Raw genomic sequence first — 23,099 nt, 5'->3', positions numbered from 1 at the left:
AAGCGCTCGATCGAATAGAGGAGCGGGGCGGCTATGACGCACCGGCGGGCGATTCGCCAAACCCGACGATCGCCTTGGTCTCCAGGTACTCCTCCAGCCCGAAGACACCGTACTCGCGGCCATTACCTGATCGCTTGTAACCACCAAAGGGCGCCATGGGATTCCACGCCGGATAATTCAGGAGCACTTGCCCCGCGCGGATACGAGAAGCCACTGAACGCGCCAGCTCAAGATCCTGCGATTGAACATGGGCGCCGAGCCCATAGATCGTATCGTTGGCGATAGCGACTGCTTCATCGATGGTTTCGTAGGCAATGATGCACAGCACCGGCCCGAAGATTTCTTCCTGGGCGATCCGCATGGCGTTGTCCACTTCGGAGAACACAGTCGGCCGGGCGTAGAAGCCCTTTTCTAACCCCTCCACGCGTCCGAGCCCGCCGCACAGCAGTTTGGCGCCCTCGTGCAGACCCGCTTCGATCATGGCTTGCACACGGTTGAACTGGGCTTCATTGGCGATGGGGCCGAGTACCGTTTCCGGTGACTGCGGATCGCCCACGATGATCGCGTTGGCGGTGGCGGCCGCCAGCGCTTCGACTTCCGCCAACCGGTCCTTGGGCACGATCATCCGGGTGGGGGCGCTGCACGATTGCCCGACGTTGCGCATCGCCGTCATCACGCCCAGTGGGACGGCTTTGGCAAAGTCGGCATCGGGAAGCAGAATGTTGGGGGATTTTCCGCCCAACTCCTGTCCGACCCGCTTCGCCGTCGGGGCCGCCGCCTGGGCCACCAGCGCACCTGCGCGGTTTGAGCCGGTAATCGAAATCATGTCGATATCGGGGTGTGCGGCCATCGCCGCGCCGACCACATGACCGCTGCCGTTGACCAGGTTGAAGACCCCCGGCGGAACGCCCGCGTCATGGACCACCTGTGCAAAGAGCAGGGCGCTCAGCGGCGACAGTTCACTGGGCTTGAGCACCACCGTACAGCCGGCCGCCAGCGCCGCGGCGACTTTCGCGGTGATCTGATAAAGCGGCCAGTTCCACGGGGTGATGAGGCCACAGACCCCGATAGGTTCGCGTTGGATCGCGGTGCCGTTCTCGACGGTCTGGAAACGATAAGTGGAGAGCAGATCACGGGCGACCCGAACGTGTTCGGCTGCCAGGGGCACTTGCATCGCCCGCGCAGAACCGATGGCCGCGCCCATTTCCAAGGAGATCGCCTGGGCAAACGCTTCCTTTCGCTCAAGGATGAGCTCATGGAGCTTGCCCAGCACCTGCGCACGCGCCGCTGTCGAAGTGGCAGCCCAACCGGCAAACGCGACACGCGCTGCTGCGACCGCCCGATCGACATCCTCGGCAGAACCGCTGGCGACCTGGGCAACGACCGCTTCGGTCGCCGGATTGATCACCGGCAAACTGGCCGGATTTGCCGGCGCGGACCAACCGCCATTGATATAAAACAGCTGGGCGGTTTGCGGATCGGGGCTGTAGCTCATCGAGGCGTGGGTAGTCATCCAAGCGGTCCTTAAAACGGTGTGTCGAGTCTGTTCAATAAGCTAACAAAGCAGCCCAGGCAAAATATGCCGTTCTTCAAGGGTGCAAAGGAGAATCTGCCGTATCTGCCGGGCTAACTGGGCATTCACCCGTGTCAAGGGCTCGGCGCCCGCGGGGCTGCGTGATTGCCGTCCTTAAACGCCGCGGGCCAATGCTTCGATTTCGATCAGGTAGCCATGATGCAAGGCCGGAACAGGCACCACCGCACGCGCGGGCCGATGTTCTCCCAGGTAGCGGGCGTAGATTCGATCGAAGGCGGGCCAGTGTTCGATGCCGGCGACATAGACCGTGACCTTCAGCAGGTCCCGCGTGCTCCGGCCCGCTGCGTGGAGAATCGCCACCAGGTTGTCGAGCGCGATGCAGGCCTGGACCTCGAACGGTTGGTCGGCACTGTGGGTACCATTGGCGCGCACGGGCAGTTGCCCTGACACATACAGGACGCCCTGATGCAAGGCGGCCTGGGCGTAATGTCCACCCGGCGCTGCGGCGTTGGCCGTGTCGATCAGGTCGATCGAGCCTGTTTGATCACCAGCCATGCAGACGACTCCAGATGTGCACGCCACCCTCGGCGTCAACAGCGTAATAGTCCGGGAATTGCGCGCCGGTGGCACAGGCATGGTTGGGCAGGATGCGCAGGCGGCTGCCCAGGGGGAAACGCACGGTGATATCGACCCCTTCGGCCATTTCAAACGCGATGATCCCGTGCTCTTGATTGGCCCCCGTGAGCAGTGCCCCCTTGATCCAATCACCGGCTTCGGTGCAAACCTGGCCGTAACCGAAGTCTCGCTGCTGGCGCTGTGTACCCCGGTCACGACTCATGGCCATCCAACCGGCGTCGGTGATGATCCAGCCTTTGTCTTTTTGATGACCGATGACGGTGGTCAGCACGCTCAACGCCAACTCGTCCGGCTGGCAGACACCGATGTTGTGCATCACCAGATCGAAGAACACATAGACACCTGCGCGTACTTCAGTGACACCTTCCAGGTTCAGTGCCGACAAGGCCGTGGGCGTCGAACCGATGCTGACCTCGGGGCACGGGAACCCGGCTTGGCGGATTCGTCGGGCCGCTTTGACGCAGAGATTTCGTTCCTGTTCGGCCAGGGCTTGCAGCGCTTCTGGGGTGTCGAGTTCGTAGCTTGACCCGGCATGGGTCATCACACCGCGAAGCAGCATGCCGCCCTCGCTGAGTGTCCGTGCGACGTCAACGAGTGAATGGTCTTCGACCTGCAGGCCGGACCGATGGCCGTCACAGTCGATCTCGATCCAGACGTCGAAACGTTCGTTGTGTTGCTGACCGAAGGCGACGATGGCCTGGGCACCCGCGACGCTGTCGGTGAGGATGCTCAACTGGCAGCCGTTGCGTCGCAGCAGCAGGGCCTGGGCCAGTTTGCCGGGCGCCATGGCGACGGCATAAAAAATGTCACGAATGCCTTCAGCGAAACAATAGTGCGCTTCCTTCAAGGTCGACACCGTGACGCCGCTGGCGCCGGCGGCCAGTTGTGCCTTGATCACGGGGAGGCATTTGCTGGTTTTGATATGTGGGCGCAAACGCACGCCCAAGGCATCCATGCCCCGTTGCATGCGCTGGATATTGTGCTGCATGCGCGGCACATCCACGATCGCGACGGGGGTATCGAGGGAAGCAAGAGAGGTTGACATAAGTTGCGCTCAGAGGGCTGGGGACAGGGCTCACTCTACAAAGCGTTCGTGAAGGTGTGGTTCAATGATCCGTCATCAATCATTAAGTAGAATTGAATGATCTCCGTTGAAGACCTGCGTCTGGCCGTGACGTTGGCGCGCTCCGAGTCGTTGAGCGCTGCCGCCAGAACCCTGAATGTCTCACCTCCCGCGTTGTCCATGCGTCTGCGCAAGCTGGAGACACTGCTCGGCCTGACGCTGGCCAATCGTGATGCCCGTCGCCTGAGCCTCACCGCCGATGGCGAGCGTTTCTCCCGGGAAAGCGCGCGTTTGCTTGAGCAACTGGAAGCGCTCCCGGAATCCTTCAGGCAACAAGACGAGCAACTGGCTGGCACCCTCAGACTGGCGGCGCCGTTCGGTTATGGGCGGCAGCGCCTAGCACCGCTGCTGGCCCGCTTTGCCAGGTTGCATCCCCAACTGCGCCTGCACCTGGATTTGCGCGAAACGCCTTGGCCTGACCGCCACGACAGCGATGCGGTGATTCACATCGGCCACCTCAACGACAGCCTATGGGTGGCCCGGCTCCTCACGCCAAACGACCGCTGGTTATGCGCCAGCCCCGCCTATCTGGAGCAACACGGCACGCCGTTGTCGCCTGACCAACTGGCCGAGCACCGCTGCATTTGCATTCGTGAAAATGATGAAGACGTCACCCTGTGGCATTTGCGCAAGGGGCAGGGGCGCAAAACCCTGCGCATCGAGCCTGCGTTGCTGAGCAACGATGGCAGCGTGGCCCGCCGTTGGGCCGAGCAAGGCCTGGGGCTGGTGCTGCGCTCGCAATGGGATGTCAATGAAGCCCTGGCCGACAAACGTCTGGTTCGGGTGCTGGCGGATTGGCAATTCGACAGTGCACCGATCAACCTGTTGGTGCCCTCACGGAAACTGCGCAGCCCGCGCGTGCAGGCATTGGTGGCGTTTCTGGAAGACGCCTTGAAGGCATGATCGGCCCACTTGTCCTTTTCGTTGAAAACCGTGGCCAGGGCGCTTGCTCCGCAGCTTCCGCAAAGTCTGCTGAACGCGCCCCGTAAAACGGTGGTTTGTACCAGGCGGCCTATACTTTTAACCGTTTATGCGTGGTTTCTTGGTGTTGTAATAAAGCCATGATTCAGCGCGGCATCGAGGCTTCCAGATGGGAGTGTCGGCTTGCCCGGGTCGCCATCCTCCGTGCATGCCCAATGCACCCGCGACCGGCTGAAGAACACGCTTTTTTTACGCTCCCGGCCCTCAATGGACATCCTTAAAATGCCAGCACCGTTAATTTCCGTAGAGACACATTCTGAACTCCCGACGCACGCTGACGTTGTCGTGATCGGCGGCGGCATTATCGGAACCTTCACGGCCTATTATCTGGCCAAGCGCGGCATGAAGGTCGCACTAGTGGAAAAGGGCCGCGTGGGGGCCGAGCAGTCGAGTCGAAACTGGGGTTGGTGCCGTCAGCAGAATCGAGACGCTCGTGAACTGCCGCTGTCGACCAAGAGCCTGGACCTGTGGGAGCAGTTTGCGGCAGAGACCGGTGAAGACACCGGGTTCAGACGATGTGGCTTGCTCTACCTGAGCAACAACGAGAAAGAGCTGGCGAGTTGGGCAAAATGGGGCGAGTTTGCCCGTACCGTCAATGTGAAAACCCACATGCTGACGGCAGAGCAGGCCGCCCAACATGGGCGGGTGACGGGCAAGCCTTGGAAGGGCGGGGTCTTTTCACCGACCGACGGTACGGCCGATCCGTCCCGTGCCGCTCCGGCGGTGGCGCGGGCCATCGTTCAACTGAGGGGGACGGTGCACCAGGGTTGCGCCGCACGGGGGCTGGAGACCGAGGGCGGCCGGTTGTCTGCTGTTGTCACCGAGAAAGGCACCATTCGCACCAAGCTCGCGGTCCTCGCCGGGGGCGCATGGGCTTCTTCCTTCTGCCGGCAGTACGGCATTCGGTTTCCCCAGGCTTCCATTCGCCAAACGATACTGTCGGTTTCCAAGAGCGCCAAAGAAATACCGGATGCGCTCCACACGGATGAAGTTTCCATGACCCGTCGCTCCGATGGCGGGATCACGTTGGCCATCAGTGGTCGAGGACGTGTCGACCCCACCTTGCAACTGCTGCGTTTCGCCCCTCAGTTTCTGCCGATGTTCCAGCGTCGGTGGCGCAAGCTGGCCCCCGGTGGCCTGGAAGGCTTCCAGTCGGGCCACGAAGGCTTGGGCCGCTGGCGGTTGGACCAGCCAACACCGATGGAGCGGATGCGAATACTGGATCCGAAGGCAGACGCATCGACTGTCGAGCTGACTTACAAGCGCGCGGTCAACCTGATCCCAGCGCTGAAGGCCTCCTCCGTCACCGCAGCCTGGGCAGGTTACGTGGACAGCACGCCTGACGGCGTCCCGGGCATCGGCGAGATGGCGAGCCTCCCTGGTCTGGTGCTGGCGGCGGGATTCAGTGGTCATGGCTTCGGCATTGGCCCGGGTGCGGGCCACTTGATCGCCGACATTGTCTGTGGCACGGCCCCGCTGGTTGATCCGCGCCCCTATCACCCGGACCGGTTCCAATCTTCGGCCTGGGGCAAGGTCGCGGAGTTCTGAGGGCACGGGATATTCCACCGGCAGAACGATGAACGGGCGCATCCTCAGGGGGATGCGCCCGTTTTCATTCATGGGCGTAGTGCAGGCGTAGATTCTGCCGCAGGCGGCGGTCATTGCGGCTTCATGCGCACCATAAATGGCCGCGAACACCCTGAAAAAGGCGCGAATGCCCGAGCCTGGCGCATCCCGCACAGTCTGCTGAGCAGGCCCTGAAAAACGGTGGTTTGTGCCAAGCGGCCTATACTTTTAACCGTATATACGCGGTCTCATGATGCTGTAATAAATCCGTGATGCAGCGTTGCTCCCAGGCCTCCAGAACGGCGCAACTGCTTGCCCCTCATGACCTCAACCATCACTCAGGACTGCACTCATGAGCTTCCTTCGCCCCAAGTTCATTACCTTTGACTGCTACGGCACGTTGACCAACTTTCAGATGGGAACCATGACGCGCGAATTGTTCGCCGATCGGGTGCCTGCCGAGCAGATGGACCAGTTCGTCAAGGATTTCTCGGCCTATCGCCTGGACCAGGTAATGGGTGACTGGCGGCCTTATGATGAAATTCTCAAGACTGCCCTGGCACGAGTCTGCAAGCGTTGGGGCGTCGAGTACAAAGGCGAAGGCCAGCTCTACTACGATGCCGTACCCACTTGGGGTCCGCATGCCGACGTACCGGCAGGCCTGTCGAAAATCGCCGACAAGATTCCCCTGGTGATTTTCTCCAACGCGATGGACGAGCAGATCATGTCCAACGTCGACAAGCTCGGCGCGCCTTTCCATAAAGTCTTCACGGCTCAACAAGCCCAGGCCTACAAGCCGCGCCTGGCGGCCTTCGAGTTCATGCTCGATAACCTCGGCTGCGGGCCAGAGGATGTCCTGCACGTGTCTTCAAGCTTCCGCTATGACCTGATGTCGGCCCACGACATGAAGATCAAGCACAAAGCCTTCGTGGCCCGTGGTCATGAGCAACCGGCCAACGCCGCCTACGGTTACCACCAGATCCCGGATATCGGCGGTTTGGCCGGTTTGGTCGGTCTCTGAGCCTCAGGACACTCTTCAAGGCATAAGGGGTTAGACATGGGCAGTGAGTCCTATTGGCTCGATACCGCACCGCCATTTACCGGTGCCCGGCAAGGTGCGTTGCCCGGGCAGGTCGATGTGGCCATCGTCGGTGGTGGTTTCACTGGCCTGGCCGCAGCCCGGGCCCTGGCCTTGAAGGGGGCCAATGTGGTGGTGCTCGAAGGCGGGCGGGTCATTGGCGAGGCGTCGGGGCGCAATGGCGGCCAATGCAATACCGGCGTGGCCCAGGACTACGCGGGGCTGAGTGCCAGTCTCGGTGCCGACAAGGCGCGAGCGTATTACCAGGCCTATGAAAGCGCCGTGCAGAGCGTCGTCTCGCTGGTGGAGCAAGAGCAGATCGCTTGCGACCTCAAGCGCAATGGCAAGCTCAAGCTGGCGGCCAAGCCTATGCATTACGAAGGTTTGGCGCGCACCTGCGAGTTGATTCGGCGAGAGGTCGATGCCGAGGTCGAGTTGCTGTCTGCGCAAGAGACCCGCGCTGAAGTCAACTCGGCCCAGTTCCATGGCGGCTTGTTGCAGCGTAACGGCGTGCAGATGCACGTCGGGCGCTTCGGGGTGGGGTTGGCCGAGGCCGCCGTTCGTCACGGCGCTTCGATTTTCCAGGGCGTGACGGTCACGGACTGGAAAGCCAGTGCCGGTGGTTATCGGGTCAATACCACCAAGGGCTCGCTACAGGCCACGCAGATCCTGCTGGCCACCGGCACCTGCCAGCAGGGTGGGTTGGGTTGGTATCGGCGGCGGATCGTGCCGGTGGGCAGTTTCGTGATCGCCACCGAGGTGCTGCCGCAGGCGCTGGTCGACAGTTTGCTGCCGGCACACCGCTCCTACGTCACCAGCCGCATGATCGGCAACTACTTCCGGCTGACGCCGGACAACCGTCTGCTGTTCGGCGGCCGTGCGCGGTTTGCCATGTCTGACAGCGTGTCCGACGCCAAGAGCGGCAAAGTCCTGCACGCGGCGATGGTGCAGATGTTCCCGCAGCTGGCCCACGTGAAGGTCGATTACTGCTGGGGGGGATTGGTGGACATGACTTCAGACCGGTTGCCCCGGGCCGGCCAGCACGGCGGCGTCTATCACTCCATGGGCTACAGCGGCCATGGCGTGCAGATGTCGGTGCACATGGGGCACGTCATGGCCGACGTCATGGCCGGCAAGGTCGAGGCCAACCCTTGGCGCGAACTCGATTGGCCAGCCATTCCCGGACATTTTGGCAAACCCTGGTTCCTTCCATTGGTCGGTGCCTATTACCGCCTTCAAGACTATTTGCACTGAGTTGCGGGGGACGCTTCACGTTTCAACACATTGCGTTAATCGCGAACAATCGAGCCTGATCATTTCCGAAAGGTAGAACTGACATGACTGACAAAAAAAACAGTATCGACACCCAGCTGATAACAGGTACGGAAAGTCTGCGCATTTTTGAAGGGCTCAACCGCGGCATGTCACGCCGCAATGCACTGCAAATGTTGGGATTGGCGGGGGTGGCCGTGGCAGGCGCCGGCAGCCTGTTCGGCGCCGCCGGCAAGCTGTTCGCCGATGAGGAGGCCACAAGCACCGGCAAAGGCAAGCCCGGCGGTCGCATCCGTGTGGCAGGCTCGACCAGCTCCACCGCCGACACCCTGGACCCGGCCAAGGGCTCTTCGTCCACCGACTATGTGCGCCACTACATGTTTTATAACGGGCTGACGCGTTTCGACAGCCACATGGTGCCGCAACTGGAACTGGCCGAGCGGATCGAAACCACGGATGCCACGCTTTGGGTGATCAGCCTGCGCAAGGAAGTGACCTTCCACAATGGCAAGGCATTGACCGCCGCCGACGTGGTGTTTTCGCTGCTGCGGCACAAGGACCCGATCACGGGCTCCAAGGTTCTGCCGTTGGCGTCGCAGTTCGCCGAAGTCAAAGCCGTCGGCACCCACGAGGTTCAGATACAGTTGAGCGGTCCCAACGCTGAACTGCCGTCGATCCTTGCCGTCTCTCACATGTTGATCGTTCCCGAAGGCACCAGCGATTTCAGCCAGGGCATTGGTACCGGTCCGTTCAAGGTCAAGGAGTTCAAGCCCGGGGTGCGCTCCATTGGCGTGCGCAACACCAATTACTGGAAACCCGGCCTGCCGTACCTGGACGAGATCGAATTCATCGGCATTGCCGACGAGTCGTCACGGATCAATGCCCTGTTGTCGGGGGACGTGCAGATCGTCAACGAGGTCAACCCACGCTCGACGGTCCGCATCAAGGCCAGCGCCAAGCACCGGGTCATTGACTCGCCGTCGGGCAACTACACGGACCTGATCATCCGTCAGGACCAGATGCCGGGCAAAAGTCCGGAGTTCACCCAGGCCATGAAGTTGCTGCTGGATCGGGAACAGATCAAGTCGGCGATCTTCCGCGGCTATGCCAGGGTCGGCAACGATCATCCGATCGCCCCCGGTGCACGCTTCTACAACGCCGAGTTGCCACAACGGGCCTACGACCCGGAGCAGGCCAAGTTCCTGCTCAAGAAAGCCGGCATGGAAGACATCACCATGCCGTTGATGTGCTCGCCAGCGGCGACCGGCTCGGTGGACGTTGCGGTGCTGTTGCAGCAGTCCGCCAAGGAGGCGGGACTCAAACTCAACGTCAACCGCCTGCCGAGCGATGGCTACTGGTCCAACCACTGGGCCAAGCACCCCCTGAGCTTTGGCAACATCAACCCGCGCCCCAATGCCGACATGCTGTTCTCGCAGTTCTTCCAGTCGACCGCACCGTGGAACGAGTCCGGTTGGAAAAACGAACAGTTCGACCAACTGTTGATCCAGGCCCGCGGTGAAACCGACGAGGCCAAGCGCGGCAAGATGTACGGCGACATGCAAGTGTTGGTGCATGAGCATTGCGGTATTGGCGTACCGGTGTTCATCAGCAACATCGATGGCGCCGATCAGCGGGTCAAAGGCTATGGCGCCAACCCCCTGGGCGGTTTCATGGGCTACATGTTTGCCGAGCAAGTCTGGCTGGACGCCTGATGACCGTCGGGTTTGGGCCATATTGCATGAGGGTCGGATGATGAATAGCAACACACTCTGGTTGATCGGCCGCCGCCTGGGGGCGGCGGTCGTGACCTTGTTGATCGTCTCCATGGTGGTGTTCGCCATCACGGCAGTGCTGCCGGGGGACGCGGCGCAACAGGCGCTGGGGCAGTTCGCCACGCCGGAACAAGTGGCGGCCCTGCGAATGAAAATGGGCTTGGACCAGCCGGGTGTGTTGCGTTATCTGCACTGGCTGACGAGCCTGCTCAGTGGTGACATGGGCATGTCCATGTCCAACGCCATGCCGGTCATCGATTTGATGGCCGGCCGGGTCCCCAACACCTTGATGCTGGCGGCTGCGACGGCGTTGGTCTCGGTGCCTGTGGCCCTGACCCTGGGCATCGGCTCGGCGATGGGCCGAGGCGGGCGCATCGACAGTTTCCTGAGCTTTTTCACCCTGACCATGGTGGCGGTGCCGGAATTCCTGGTCGCCACTTTGGCGGTGCTGATCTTCGCGGTGAACCTGGGCTGGTTGTCGGCACTGTCCTACGCCAGTGACATCACGTCCCCCTGGCAATTCATGCGCACCTATGCGTTGCCGGTCATGACGCTGTGCTGCGTGATCGTCGCGCAAATGTCGCGCATGACCCGGGCTGCAGTGATCGATCAGCTCGACAGCCCTTACGTGGAAATGGCCCGGCTCAAGGGCGTCAGTAATATCCGGATCGTGCTTCGGCATGCCTTGCCCAATGCCATCGGGCCCATCGCCAATGCCATCGCCCTGAGCCTGTCCTACCTGTTGGGCGGGGTGGTGATCGTCGAAACGATCTTCAACTATCCCGGTATCGCCAGCCTGATGGTCGATGCCGTGACCAATCGTGACATGGCCCTGGTTCAAGCCTGCACCATGTTGTTCTGCACGGCGTACCTGGCGTTGGTATTGATTGCCGACCTGTGCGCGATACTTTCCAATCCGAGGCTGAGAAACCAATGAACAACCTCATTGTGAAGTCCCCGACGGCGGCCGTTGCGCTAGGGTTGGGCAAAGACGCCCATGCAAAGTCCTGGCTTGGCCTGGTCGGCGCAGCGATGTGTGTGATCTGGTTGCTGGTGGCCATTTTCGGCCCGTGGCTTGCGCCGCATCCCGTGGGGGAGGTGGTCTCCGACAACGTCTTCGACAGCCTCAGCGCAACGTACCCGTTCGGCACCGATTACCTGGGCCGCGACATGCTCAGCCGGATCCTCGTCGGCGCACGCTTCACCGTCGGCCTGGCGTTGGTGGCCGCCGTATTGTCCAGCACCCTGGGAACCAGTCTGGCGCTGTTGTCGGTGGTGTCGCCAAAGTGGCTGGATGAGTTGATCAGTCGCCTGATGGACGCGTTCATTTCGATCCCCAGCAAGATGCTGGCGCTGATCATGGTCTCGGCCTTCGGCTCTTCGGTCACCTTGCTCATCTGCACGGCGGTGTTGAGCTACACCCCCGGCGCCTTCCGCATCGCCCGCAGCATGGCGGTGAATATCGAGGCCCTGGAATACGTGCAAGTGGCCCGTACCCGGGGCGAGCGCCGGCTGTACATTGCCTGTGTGGAAATCCTGCCGAACATACTCAACCCCGTGCTGGCGGACCTGGGCCTGCGCTTCGGTTTTATCGTGCTGCTGCTCAGTGGCATGAGTTTCCTGGGGCTGGGCGTGCAACCGCCGGATGCCGACCTGGGCTCGCTGGTGCGCGAAAACATCGGCGGGCTCAATCAAGGGGCACCAGCCATTGTGATTCCAGCCTTGGCCATCGGCACCCTGACCATCGGCGTGAATCTGTTCATCGACCGGTTGTCGTCGCGACGCAGTCGACGTTCGGGAGGTCATTGAAATGAGTGAATTGATTCGAGTACAGGACCTGCGAGTGGTCGCCTGTGGCGAGCGCGAAGAAGTGGACATCGTCAAGGGTGTGAGCTTCTCCCTGCAAAAGGGCGAAGTGTTGGCGTTGATCGGTGAGTCCGGCTCCGGCAAGACCACCATTGCCCTGGCGCTGCTCGGCTATGCCCGGCGCGGGTGTCGGCTGGCGGGCGGGGTCGTGCACATCGGCGAACACGACATGCTGGCCCTGAGCGAAAGCCAGCTGCAGAAATTGCGGGGCAACCGGGTGTCCTACATCGCCCAGAGCGCCGCAGCGGCGTTCAACCCGGCGAAGAAACTGATCGACCAAGTGGTGGAGGGCGCTCTGATCCATGACCTGGGTAGCCGGGCCGTGCTTGAAGCCAAGGCCATCGAATTGTTCCGGGACCTGGCCCTGCCAGACCCGGAACGCATTGGCCAGCGCTACCCCCACCAGGTGTCCGGCGGGCAACTGCAACGGGTGATGGCGGCCATGGCGCTGATCAGCGATCCGTTGCTGGTGGTACTCGACGAGCCGACCACAGCCCTTGATGTGACGACCCAGATCGACGTGCTGCGGGCCTTCAAGCGGGTGGTTCGTGAGCGTGGGGCGACGGCCGTCTACGTGTCCCACGACCTGGCGGTGGTGGCGCAGATGGCTGACCAGATCGTGGTGCTCAACGGCGGCGAAATCTTCGAACACAGCGCCACGGCACCTTTGCTCAAGGGCCCGACCCACGAATACACCCGCAGCTTGTTGGCGGCGGCGCGGCCGGACACGACGATTCGTCCGCCGAGCGACATCGCCCAAGACACACCATTGCTGACCATCCAGGGACTGACCGCCGGCTACGGCAACAAGAACGCCCAGGGCATGCCCCCGATTCGCGTGCTGGAAGACATTGATCTGACGGTTCGCAGAGGCCAGGCCATCGGCGTCATCGGTGAGTCGGGTTCCGGCAAGTCGACCCTGGCGCGGGTCGTGGCCGGATTGTTGGCGCCGGCCCTTGGCGAGTTGACCTTCGATGGCCAACCCCTGGGTGGCAGCCTGTCATCGCGTACCAACGAGCAGTTCCGACGCATTCAAATGGTCTTCCAGAATGCCGACACCGCGCTCAACCCGATGCACAGCGTCGGCACCATCCTGAGCCGTCCGCTGAAGATGTATTTCGGCCTCAAGGGCGCGGCGTTGCGCGAGCGTATCGGCGAATTGCTGGACCTGGTGCGTTTGCCGCGCACCATGGCGGACCGGCGTCCGAACGAACTGTCCGGCGGGCAGAAGCAACGGATCAATCTGGCCCGGGCCCTGGCGGCCAAGCCGGACCTGATCCTTTGCGACGAGGTGACCTCGGCGCTGGATACCGTGGTCGGCGCGGCGATTCTCGAACTGTTGCGCGATCTGCGCGAGCAACTGGGGGTGTCCTATCTGTTCATCAGCCACGACATCTCCACCGTGCGGGCGTTGTGCGATGACATCGTGGTGATGTACAGCGGGCACAAGATCCAGGCCGGCACGCGCCAATCCTATGCGCAGGCACCGTTCCATCCGTACACCGACCTGTTGATTCATTCGGTGCCGGAACTGCGCCAGGGCTGGCTGGAAACCTGCGGGGCCACGACCTGCCAGACGCTGCCGCCCGTTGGCCCGAAAGCCAACGTGCCCGGGCTGTGCACCTTCCTTGGTCGCTGCCCGGTGCGGGTAGACGGGCTCTGCAATTGCGTCGCGCCGCAACGGCGGATAATCGCGGGCGGCAGCGAGATCCTCTGCCACCACGACAGTGCCGAACTGCTGAAAACCCAGCCGTCCAGCAACGTGACCGTGGCGGCGTATGCATGAGCGGGCGTTTCGTCAGGTGGGTCGACATTAACCGCGTCTCCTCTTCAGTCGAAAAATGGAGCAAGGCCTCATGAAACCCCGTGTATTGGCGATTCTCAAACGGCTGATGGCCTTCGATACCGTTTCTTCGGAGTCGAACATGGCCTTGATCGAGTACGTGCGCGATCTGCTGCTGACAAAGGGCATTGAGTCACTGATCGTCCGGGATGAAAGCGGCAAGAAAGCCAATCTGTTTGCCAGCACCGGGCCACGGGATGTGCCGGGGATCCTGCTGTCCGGTCATACCGATGTGGTGCCGGCGGCGGGGCAGGCCTGGACCTTCCCCGCGTTTGAGGCGACGGTGCAGGACGGACGGATTTATGGCCGTGGCAGCTGCGACATGAAGGGTTTTATCGCACTGGCCATCGACGCCATGCTCGAGGCCACCGAGCAGCCATTGAGCCGGCCCTTGCAACTGGCGTTGTCCCATGACGAAGAGATCGGGTGCGTGGGCGTGCGTCGTTTGCTCGATGTACTGCACCTGGCACCGGTGCGGCCGTTTCTGTGCGTCATTGGCGAGCCGACCAACATGCAGTTCGTGCTCGGGCACAAGGGCAAGGGCTCCTACCGCACGTACTGTCGCGGCCTGGAAGCGCATTCCTCGCTCGCGCCGCGCTCGGTCAATGCGATTCACGTGGCTTGCGATTTCATCGCCGCGCTGCGCCTGAGCCAGCAGCAGTTGCAAGAGCAGGGGGCCAGGGATACCGATTACGACGTGCCCTACAGCACCGTGCATGTTGGCCAGATTGTCGGCGGCAAGGCACTGAATATCGTGCCTAACCTGTGCACCCTGGACTTCGAGGTGCGTAACTTGCCGGCGGACGACCTGGACGGGTTCCTGGAACAGATGCGCGAGCGGGCCGAACGGATCGTGCGCGAAGCCAAGAAGCTTTCCAGCGTGGCCGCTATCGAAATCGAAACCTTGAACGTCTACCCGGGCCTCGATACGCACCCCAGCGTCGAAGCGGTGCGTTTCCTGAAAAACTTTGCCGCCGCGGACACGGGCACAGCCAAAGTCTCGTTCGGTACCGAAGGCGGGTTGTTCAAACAACGCCTGGAGGTGCCGGTGGTGGTCTGCGGTCCTGGCTCGATAGAACAGGCGCACAAGCCTGACGAGTTTATCGAGATCAGCCAGATGGACGCCGGCGAGCGCTTCTTGCAAGGGTTGGTGGGCTCCATGCACCGCTAGTGTTCCGTTTGCCGACTGCAACCCCAGGCTCAGCGAGCTGACAGCCTGGGACGTGCCAGGAAAGCCGTCCCAGGCTCGCTGACCTGCGCCTGTTCAAAAAAATCCCGCCAGCCACTCGCTAGCGTTTCGGAGCTTCCCATGAAAGTGCTTGATCGCCTGTCGTTCGCCGGCAAGTTCGTCTTGCTCGGTCTGCTGGCCGTGATCCTGGTTGCCATGCCTACCAGCCTCTACGTGCTGAGTGCTTATCAGAATAGTCAACAGACCCGTCAGGAGCTCAGTGGTATACGACCCGTGCAGGCGTTGCTGGCGTTAATCCACGTGACGCAGCAACATCGTGATTTGGCGTCCGTCGTTCTGAGCGGCAAGCAAGACTTCAACAAGGCCCGTCTGGACAAGCGGGCCGAAGTGGATCGTGCCGTCGAGGCCACCGAGCAACTGTTGCAGCAAGCCCAGGTTGCTCCGGCGCTGATGGCGGCCTGGCAACAGGCCGAGCATCAATGGCAGGCGCTGGCCGCCGACGTTGATCAGGCGACGGTCAAGAGCCCGCAAAGCCTGGCTCGGCACAGCCAATTGATCGCCGCCTATCTGCTGATCGAGGATGCCATGCTCGATCACTTCGAACTGTCCCTGGACCCGGTGTTAGACACCTACTCATTGATGGCCGGCGCCCTGATCGAATTACCGCAGGCCACCGAACAGTTGGGTCAGTTGCGGGGCGCTGGCGGCCTGTACCTGGCTCAGGGCAGGATCCTGCCCGAGCAACAAGGGGCGTTGCGAGGCCTGGGCGCCCAGGCAGTGAGCGGCGTTGACAAGACCCTGCGTGCCTTGACCAAGGCGGGGGCTGCCGAGCCCCAACTCAACGCCTTGCTGGAGGAGGCGATAACGGCGCTGGGGCCGCAAATCCAGCACGCGCTTGCACTGAGCAACGCGCGATTGGTATCGGCTGTCGAAATGGACCCGGACTTTGTCGCCAGCGCAAACCCCACGGGGGACACCGAGACGTCCGATGCCCTGTACGCGCTCAAGCTCAATTATCCGGTGGGCGATTATCTGGCTGCCTACAACAAGCCGATTGACGCGTTGTACGCCCTTGGCCATTCAGCGCTGACGGCGCTCGATGAAGCGCTGATAGCCCGTCGTGACAGCGCCCGGCAGAGCCTTGTCCTGATGTTTTCCGGTTTGCTGGCGCTGCTGGCGGCGGGGGGCGCATTGGCCACGCTGATCGTACTGCGCCTGCTTAAACAACTGGCGATTGCCATGGCGGCAGCCGAACGCATCGCCGAGGGGGACCTGACCCAATCGGTGAACAGCGTGGGCCTGGATGAAGCGGCGCGTCTGTTGCAGGCGCTCGAGCGCATGCAACTGAACTTGCGCAATACCGTCAGGCAGGTCTTGAGTTCCTCCGAGCGACTGGCCACGACGTCTGCTCAATTGAGCTCGGTCACCGATGACGCCACCCGGGGTGTGCAGCGCCAGAGCGCCGAGCTCGACCAGGCGGCCAGTGCGGTGACGCAAATGACCGGGGCCATCGAAGACGTGGCGCGTAACGCCGCGTGGGCCTCGCAGGTTTCCCAGGCAGCCGGCCAGCGTTCCCGGCAGGGGCAGGAGAGCGTTAGCCGTACGGTCGGTGCGATCGAAGCGTTGAGCGATGATATGGATGGGACCGCCACTGCCCTGCACACCCTGGCGGGGGAGATCGGCGATATCGGGTCGGTGCTGGAGGTGATCCGCGGCGTTGCCGAGCAAACCAATCTGCTGGCCTTGAATGCGGCGATCGAGGCCGCTCGCGCGGGTGAAAGCGGGCGCGGTTTTGCCGTGGTGGCCGACGAGGTCAGGGCCTTGGCGCAACGCACCCAAGCGTCGACCCAGCAAATCGAGACCATCATCGGCTCGGTGCAGAAAAACAGCCACTGCACCTTGCGAGCCATGCACAGCAGCAATGGCAAAACCCGCGAGACCCTGGAGGTGGCTCGTGCGGCGGGGACGGCACTGGACGCGATCGTGGACGACATCGCCCAGATCAACGAACGCAACCTGTGTATCGCCAGTGCCACCCAAGAGCAATCCCATGTTGCCCATGAAGTGGATCGCAACCTGCTCAATATCCGTGATGTGTCCCTGCTGGCCTCGGCCGGGGCCAACCAGAGCCTGAGCTCCAGCCGGGAACTCGCCGACCTGGCCCGGGAGCTCAATGGGCTGGTCAAGCACTTTGTCGTCTGAACGGGACTCGCCACGTCCCGGCAGCACGGCCTGACGATCGTCATTCCCTGCCCACAGTAGAGCCTGCCGTCGACGGCTGATTTTCAGCATTCACTTCTGTAGGGCCGGCGTTTTCAGCATCCTCGTCCAAGGCGAAACAATAGACTGGAGGCTGTCTCAGAACAGGACTCCACGCCATGCTCAAGAATCGCCTGAAAGACCCCAGCCTGCTGGTAGAACTCGCTTATATCGACGGTCAGTGGGTCGGTGCCGACAACGCCGCGACCGTGGACGTTGTCAACCCGGCCACCGGCGAAGTGCTCGCCAAGGTGCCGGCGATACAAGGCACTGAAACCCGGCGCGCCATCGAAGCCGCCGACCGTGCCTGGCCGGCCTGGCGCGCACGGCCTGCGGCAGAACGAGCGGCGCTGCTGGATCGCTGGTATCAAGCCATGCTCGACAACCTGGACGACCTGGCGTTGATCCTGACCTGTGAACAGGGCAAGCCGTTGACGGAAGCCCAGGGCGAAATTCGCTACGGTGCCAGCTTCGTCAAATGGTTTGCCGAAGAGGCCCGACGGGTCTACGGCGAAACCATCCAGGCCCCCAGCGGTGATCGCCGTTTGCTGACACTCAAGCAGCCGGTGGGTGTTTGCGCCGCGATCACCCCGTGGAACTTCCCCAACGCGATGATCACCCGCAAGTGCGCGCCCGCCCTGGCCGCCGGCTGCACGATCGTGGTCAAACCCTCGGACCTGACCCCGCTGTCGGCCCTGGCGCTGGCCGTGCTGGCCGAGCGGGTCGGCATTCCCGCCGGGGTGTTCAACGTCGTTACCGGCCTGCCAGTCGGCATTGGTGAAGAGCTGACCGGCAACCCAACGGTGCGCAAGCTTTCCTTCACCGGTTCCACCGCGGTCGGTCGGCTGCTGATGCGCCAGAGCTCGGAACACATCAAGCGCTTGAGCCTGGAACTGGGTGGTAACGCGCCGTTCATCGTGTTCGACGACGCGGACCTGGAACAGGCAGTGACCGGCATCATGCTCAGCAAATTCCGCAACGCTGGACAGACCTGCGTGTGCGCCAACCGGATCCTGGTGCAGGACGGGATCTACGAGCGCTTCGCCCAGCGCCTGGTGGAGGAGGTGGGCAAACTCAAGGTCGGCGATGGCCAGGAGGACGGCGTGAACATAGGCCCACTGATCAATGCCGCAGCGGTCAGCAAGGTTGCTCGGCATATCGACGAGGCGTTGAGCCAGGGCGCTCGTCTACTTTGTGGCGAGATTCCCCAGGGCGATAGCCAGTTCGTCCAGCCGACAGTGCTCGGTGAAGCCCATGCCGGGATGTTGCTGGCCAACGAAGAAACCTTCGGTCCGGTCGCGCCACTGATGCGCTTCAGCACTGAAGAAGAGGCGCTAGCCTCGGCCAACGCAACGCCTTATGGCTTGGCCGCTTATTTCTTCACCCAGGACTTGCGCCGCTCATGGCGATTTGGCGAGGCACTGGAATTCGGCATGATCGGTCTCAATACCGGCCTCATTTCCATGGACGTCGCTCCCTTTGGTGGTATCAAGCAATCGGGCCTGGGGCGTGAAGGCAGCAAGTACGGCCTGGATGAATTCCTTGAAGTCAAAGCCTTCCACATGGGTGGGCTGTGATCCGTTCAGTGTTTGAAGAGAGGAGGCACGGTTGATGAGTAAACCATTCAGAATCGCAGCAATTGCTGGCGACGGCATTGGCAAGGAAGTCTTGCCGCAAGGGCTGCGGGTATTGGAGCAGGCTGCGCAGAAATGGCAATTGGATTTGAGCATCGAAGTGCTCGACTGGGCTCACTGCGATTATTACCTGGAGCACGGGCAGATGATGCCCGACGACTGGTTCGAGCAGCTCAAGGGCTTCGACGCAATCTACTTTGGTGCCGTGGGCTGGCCGGACAAGGTGCCGGATCACATTTCCCTGTGGGGGTCGCTGCTGAAGTTCCGCCGGGACTTCGACCAATACGTGAACATCCGGCCGGTGCGGCTGTTCCCCGGCGTGCCGTGCCCGTTGGCCGGGCGCGAAGCCGGGGACATCGACTTCGTGGTGATCCGCGAAAACACCGAGGGCGAGTATTCCTCGATTGGCGGCAAGATGTTCGAAGGCACCGAGCGTGAGTTCGTGCTGCAGGAGTCGGTGTTCACTCGCCGCGGGGTGGACCGGATTCTCAAGTTCGCCTTCGACCTGGCCCAGACCCGGCCGCGCAAGCGCCTGACAGCGGCGACCAAGTCCAACGGCATCTCCATCAGCATGCCGTACTGGGACGAACGCACCGCGCTCATGGCGCAGCAGTACCCGGACGTCACTTGGGACAAGCAGCACATCGACATCCTGTGTGCGCGCTTCGTACTCCAGCCCGATCGTTTCGATGTGGTCGTGGCGTCGAATCTGTTCGGCGACATCCTGTCCGACCTGGGCCCCGCGTGCACCGGCACCATCGGCATCGCGCCGTCGGCCAACCTCGACCCCGAGCGACGCTTCCCCTCGTTGTTCGAACCGGTCCATGGCTCAGCGCCGGATATCTATGGCCGCAACATCGCCAACCCGATTGCGATGATCTGGTCCGGCGCCTTGATGCTGGACTTCCTGGGCAATGGCGATGAGCGCTACCGGGCGGCCCATGACGGTATTCTCAGGGCCATCGAGCAAATCATCGCCGAGGGGCCGATTACGCCTGACCTGGGCGGGCAGGGTTCGACCCAGGAGGTGGGGGCGGCGATCGCCGCGGTGCTTTGAGCCGAGGAAGCGCCCGGTTGGCTTGGGCGCTCTGTTGATTCTTGTTGTGTCGCTCTTTAGCCCGTCTCACTGCGGGCTTTTTTTATGCGCGTTCTCCAGGATGCAAAACTACTCGACAGCCTTGTATATTTCGGCCAAGTCGCACAGGTCCCAGTTTCCGCCAGTCAACACCACACACACCTTTTCATCCGGTTTGACGTTGATGGCACCTGCCAACAAGGCCCCGATACCAATGGCGGCGGCGGGCTCCGCTATCAATTTTGCATCCTTGGCCAGGACGCGCATACCTTCGATGATGTGCGCGTCCTCAACCAGAATGATCTCATCCACGTACCGCTCGATGATCGGATATGGATTCTGCCCTGGGACGCTGATTCTCAACCCATCCGCGATGGTGTCCTTGAGCGGAAGCGTCGTACGCTCTTTGTTTATCCTGCTCTGATAGTACTTTGGCGTTAAGGCAGGCTCTACGCCGACTACACGCACCGATGGCCTGGTTTCCTTGATGGCCGTGGCAACACCGGAAATAAGGCCGCCGCCGCCCATGGGGATGATGACCGTGTCCACATCCTGCAGGTCCTCCAGTATCTCGCAGCCGATCGTCCCCTGGCCGGCCATCACCAAAGGATCTTCAAACGCATGGACGACGGCATAGTGATGTTCTTCGGCGATTTCATAGACTCTTTTCCATCTGGCAGCCGTGTCGCCATCGAAAAGAATCACTTGTGCTCCGAGCGCCATGGTATTGGCAATTTTTATTTTTGGAGTGGTCACCGGTAGCACCAGTATCGCGCTTACTCCCAGCATTCGGGCCGCGTAGGCAAGCCCTTGGGCGTGGTTGCCCGACGACGTGGCAATGATGCCGTTGGCGATCTCATCCCTGGGTAACGAAAGTGCCTTGTTCAGAGCGCCTCGTATTTTAAAAGCCCCGGTAATTTGCAATGTTTCAGGTTTCAGATAGAGCTGGCACCCCACGGCAGGCTCTATTTTTTCTGCACGTAAGAGCGGTGTGTGCCTGATGTGAGGTCTCAGCCGTTCCTGGGCTTCCCTTATGTCTTTGATCGTTGGATGGTCGCGCACAGCTGTTACCTCTCCAAATCCAAATGTTGTTTGAATAGCAGCCTTCAAAGAAAACCAAAAAAAGTCCCTACGTTGTTTGCTATCGCGTTTCGATAAATTTTCTCGGACGTCGTATTGTCCTGTATGGCCATGCCCGTAGAATCGAAAATAGTGATTTCATCATCACTTTCCCTTCCTGGTTTCCTGCCCAGCAATATCTCGCCGATTTCTCCATGGATATCCGCTTTGGTAATGACGCCCTCATTCAGCGGATGCCAGGTTTCACCTTTTTCGATGCATTGGGAGATGGAGTCATTCACGATTTTTGCGTGCCTGAATATCGCGGGATCCAGTTCTTGTTTGCCTTTTTGATCCGTGCCGATGGCAATGATATGCGTACCGGGTTTTACCCAGTCCGCTTCCACAAGCGATCCTGTTCCACGCGTTGTGGTAATCAAGATGTCAGCTTGCTCAACCGCTTCTTTCTTCGAGTTCGCCACGATCACGGGAATGCCAAACTCACGTTCGATATCCACTTTATATCTGCACAGCGCATCCGGATTTCTGCTCCACGCGTGGATCGCTTCGATATCCATCACCTCGTGGATTGCTCGGATTTGCATCCGGGCCTGGTTTCCGGTGCCTATGCTTGTAATGACTCTCGAGTCCTTCCTTGCCAGTACTTGTACCGAAATGGCCCCGGAGGCTCCGGTTCTGAGGTGGGTGAGCAGGCTTGCATCCATGACGCAAATCAACGCACAGCTCCTGGCGTCAAACAGCAGCACCGTCCCCATGCTGTTAGGTACGTCGTGAGTGGCCGGATTGTCTATGAATCCTCCTGAGGAGGCCTTCATGGAGATCAGTTCGCTGGTTTTACAATAGCCAATCTTGAAATCGATTTCGCCACGAGGTGGCGGGAGATGAATGCCAATATAGTCAGGCTGCACAACTTGCTCATTGTTGAACGCTTTATATGCCTGCGCCACAGCGTCTATGACATCTTTCATGGCGATCAAACTGCCAACTTCTTCTTTGGTCAGCAACAGTGTGTTCAATTTACGTGACCTCGCGGTGCTTTAAACCAGGGGCATACGCTCTACGGGCTTGATCGCGCGGGTGGGAAAGAAGATTGTCAGCTCTGGGACGGGATCAAAGGCGGCCTCAGGGAAGAGAGCCCGCTAAAGCGGATTTGAACAAAGGCTTATGATTTCTTGGCCGATTCTTCGAGCACGCGCGCCTGAGCGTCAATCGATTCTCCGGGTGTCTCAGCGACTGGGTTGTCATCGCCCATGGACTTGCGAAATCCCCTGATCGTATCCCCGAGATCCGTCCCCAGGCCTTTCAGGCGCCTGGTGCCGAACAGCAGCACCAGGATGGCCAGGACGATCAGCAATTTTCCGATACTCAAACCACCTAATCCCATGCTCTTTACTCCGCGAATGATGTGATCGGTACTGGGGCCGGCAGAGGAGTACTCATCTGCCGGTGAGGATGCCGTTGGCGTTACTTGCAGACGTAGAACTTGCGTACATAGACGCTGCTCTTCCAGGCACAGGGTGCGCCTCGCGCTACGAACACTGTATCCCCGGTGTTGACCGCCAGTGGGGTTCCATCGACTTGGAGAATGATGCTGCCCTCGATCAGGTGCATCAGTTCATGCATCGTGTGAGGTCGCGCCTTGCGGGTATAGGGTGTCGAGTCCCAGATGCCGATGCGCAGGTTGGTCGCGTCCTCGACGAACACATTGTTCGAGCGACATTGCGGTGTCGGGCTCAGCAGGAACTCTTCGCTTGGAGGCGTCGAAGGAGAGAGCAGGGTATACGGGGGGAGAACGGTCAGCCCTGGGTGGCCGGTTTCAACCGGTTGGGTATCGGCGCAGAAAGCCCAGAGCGAACCAGGTTGCGCCTCGATCCGAACCGATGTGCCGCGGGCAATCACGGCGCTGTCACCTGGATTGAGTTCGAGCGCGTGATCCCCGCTCTGCAGGGTGACGTGTCCGGCGTGGACCACGATCGTTTCACTGTAAGGGTATTCATCGACACTGAACTGTCCGCTCGCCTGGACGATGCCGGCAGCAATGTCATCCGGCCCTGCATAAGCGATCTGCCGGTCGAAAGGATCGTTGGCGCCCAATGATCCAGAGGTGAATGCGGATGACGCGGGAGTGCCGTTGGCATGGGCCAACAGAACGGCAGTGGGTTCTGGCATGAGGATGTTTCTCCGGGAGTGG

General features: G+C 61.1%; 19 protein-coding genes and 1 pseudogene. 13 read left to right on the top strand and 7 right to left on the bottom strand.

What is annotated here, in order from left to right:
• Positions 1-31: 31 nt before the first annotated feature.
• The 3 genes from ACMTA2_RS18510 to ACMTA2_RS18500 all read right to left on the bottom strand — a co-directional run bounded on the left by ACMTA2_RS18510 (position 32) and on the right by ACMTA2_RS18500 (position 3,215).
• The gene (locus tag ACMTA2_RS18510; protein WP_413791165.1) at positions 32-1,513 is read right to left on the bottom strand and encodes an aldehyde dehydrogenase family protein; all 1,482 of its coding nucleotides are present in this window, start codon (positions 1,511-1,513) and stop codon (positions 32-34) included.
• A gap of 174 nt (positions 1,514-1,687) precedes the next feature.
• Complete coding sequence (locus ACMTA2_RS18505) at positions 1,688-2,089, bottom strand: RidA family protein (protein WP_413791164.1); 402 nt, start codon at positions 2,087-2,089, stop codon at positions 1,688-1,690.
• Positions 2,079-3,215: a DSD1 family PLP-dependent enzyme gene (locus ACMTA2_RS18500; protein ID WP_413791163.1), complete on the bottom strand. Its 1,137-nt coding sequence runs from the start codon at positions 3,213-3,215 to the stop codon at positions 2,079-2,081. Before ACMTA2_RS18500 ends, ACMTA2_RS18505 begins: the two co-directional genes overlap by 11 nt.
• A gap of 96 nt (positions 3,216-3,311) precedes the next feature.
• Between ACMTA2_RS18500 and ACMTA2_RS18495 the strand changes: the two genes are divergently transcribed.
• From ACMTA2_RS18495 to ACMTA2_RS18435, 13 genes and pseudogenes are all read left to right on the top strand, one after another.
• On the top strand, positions 3,312-4,196 hold the full coding sequence (locus ACMTA2_RS18495) for a LysR family transcriptional regulator (protein ID WP_413791162.1): 885 nt from the start codon (positions 3,312-3,314) through the stop codon (positions 4,194-4,196).
• Positions 4,197-4,496: 300 nt separating this feature from the next.
• Positions 4,497-5,822: an NAD(P)/FAD-dependent oxidoreductase gene (locus tag ACMTA2_RS18490; RefSeq protein WP_413791161.1), complete on the top strand. Its 1,326-nt coding sequence runs from the start codon at positions 4,497-4,499 to the stop codon at positions 5,820-5,822.
• A 370-nt stretch (positions 5,823-6,192) separates the two neighbouring features.
• Positions 6,193-6,861 (top strand): haloacid dehalogenase type II, encoded by a 669-nt coding sequence (locus ACMTA2_RS18485; protein ID WP_413791160.1) that lies wholly within the window; start codon positions 6,193-6,195, stop codon positions 6,859-6,861.
• 36 nt (positions 6,862-6,897) lie between these two features.
• On the top strand, positions 6,898-8,172 hold the full coding sequence (locus ACMTA2_RS18480; RefSeq protein ID WP_413791159.1) for an NAD(P)/FAD-dependent oxidoreductase: 1,275 nt from the start codon (positions 6,898-6,900) through the stop codon (positions 8,170-8,172).
• A gap of 83 nt (positions 8,173-8,255) precedes the next feature.
• The gene (locus ACMTA2_RS18475; protein WP_413791158.1) at positions 8,256-9,902 is read left to right on the top strand and encodes an ABC transporter substrate-binding protein; all 1,647 of its coding nucleotides are present in this window, start codon (positions 8,256-8,258) and stop codon (positions 9,900-9,902) included.
• A gap of 40 nt (positions 9,903-9,942) precedes the next feature.
• Positions 9,943-10,899, top strand: a complete 957-nt coding sequence (locus ACMTA2_RS18470) for an ABC transporter permease (RefSeq protein WP_413795685.1) — start codon at positions 9,943-9,945, stop codon at positions 10,897-10,899.
• Positions 10,896-11,771, top strand: coding sequence for an ABC transporter permease (locus ACMTA2_RS18465; RefSeq protein ID WP_053121195.1), 876 nt, complete (start codon positions 10,896-10,898; stop codon positions 11,769-11,771). Before ACMTA2_RS18470 ends, ACMTA2_RS18465 begins: the two co-directional genes overlap by 4 nt.
• 1 nt (position 11,772) lies before the next feature.
• Positions 11,773-13,614 (top strand): ABC transporter ATP-binding protein, encoded by a 1,842-nt coding sequence (locus ACMTA2_RS18460; protein WP_413791157.1) that lies wholly within the window; start codon positions 11,773-11,775, stop codon positions 13,612-13,614.
• 70 nt (positions 13,615-13,684) lie between these two features.
• Entirely contained in the window at positions 13,685-14,842 is a 1,158-nt protein-coding gene (gene argE / locus ACMTA2_RS18455) for an acetylornithine deacetylase (RefSeq protein WP_413791156.1), read from the top strand.
• 138 nt (positions 14,843-14,980) lie between these two features.
• Positions 14,981-16,204 (top strand): annotated as a pseudogene (locus ACMTA2_RS18450) (HAMP domain-containing protein); the annotation flags it as partial.
• Positions 16,199-17,062 (top strand): methyl-accepting chemotaxis protein, encoded by an 864-nt coding sequence (locus ACMTA2_RS18445; RefSeq protein WP_413795684.1) that lies wholly within the window; start codon positions 16,199-16,201, stop codon positions 17,060-17,062. The pseudogene ACMTA2_RS18450 and the gene ACMTA2_RS18445, both read left to right, overlap by 6 nt.
• A gap of 176 nt (positions 17,063-17,238) precedes the next feature.
• Positions 17,239-18,696, top strand: a complete 1,458-nt coding sequence (locus ACMTA2_RS18440) for an NAD-dependent succinate-semialdehyde dehydrogenase (protein ID WP_413791155.1) — start codon at positions 17,239-17,241, stop codon at positions 18,694-18,696.
• 34 nt (positions 18,697-18,730) lie between these two features.
• Complete coding sequence (locus ACMTA2_RS18435; protein ID WP_413791154.1) at positions 18,731-19,810, top strand: tartrate dehydrogenase; 1,080 nt, start codon at positions 18,731-18,733, stop codon at positions 19,808-19,810.
• A gap of 108 nt (positions 19,811-19,918) precedes the next feature.
• On the opposite strand, the gene ACMTA2_RS18430 is transcribed toward ACMTA2_RS18435, so the two are convergent.
• The 4 genes from ACMTA2_RS18430 to ACMTA2_RS18415 form a co-directional block, all read right to left on the bottom strand.
• On the bottom strand, positions 19,919-20,890 hold the full coding sequence (locus ACMTA2_RS18430; RefSeq protein ID WP_413791153.1) for a threonine/serine dehydratase family protein: 972 nt from the start codon (positions 20,888-20,890) through the stop codon (positions 19,919-19,921).
• A 44-nt stretch (positions 20,891-20,934) separates the two neighbouring features.
• Entirely contained in the window at positions 20,935-21,924 is a 990-nt protein-coding gene (locus tag ACMTA2_RS18425; protein WP_413791152.1) for an ornithine cyclodeaminase family protein, read from the bottom strand.
• A gap of 146 nt (positions 21,925-22,070) precedes the next feature.
• Complete coding sequence (locus ACMTA2_RS18420; RefSeq protein WP_413791151.1) at positions 22,071-22,292, bottom strand: twin-arginine translocase TatA/TatE family subunit; 222 nt, start codon at positions 22,290-22,292, stop codon at positions 22,071-22,073.
• Between the two features lie 80 nt (positions 22,293-22,372).
• Positions 22,373-23,077 (bottom strand): cupin domain-containing protein, encoded by a 705-nt coding sequence (locus ACMTA2_RS18415; RefSeq protein WP_413791150.1) that lies wholly within the window; start codon positions 23,075-23,077, stop codon positions 22,373-22,375.
• Positions 23,078-23,099: the final 22 nt, after the last annotated feature.

Source organism: Pseudomonas medicaginis (assembly GCF_965119365.1).
Taxonomy (GTDB): Bacteria; Pseudomonadota; Gammaproteobacteria; order Pseudomonadales; family Pseudomonadaceae; genus Aquipseudomonas.
Note: the sequence above shows the minus strand (reverse complement) of the source record. Positions and strands in the feature narration are given on the sequence as shown.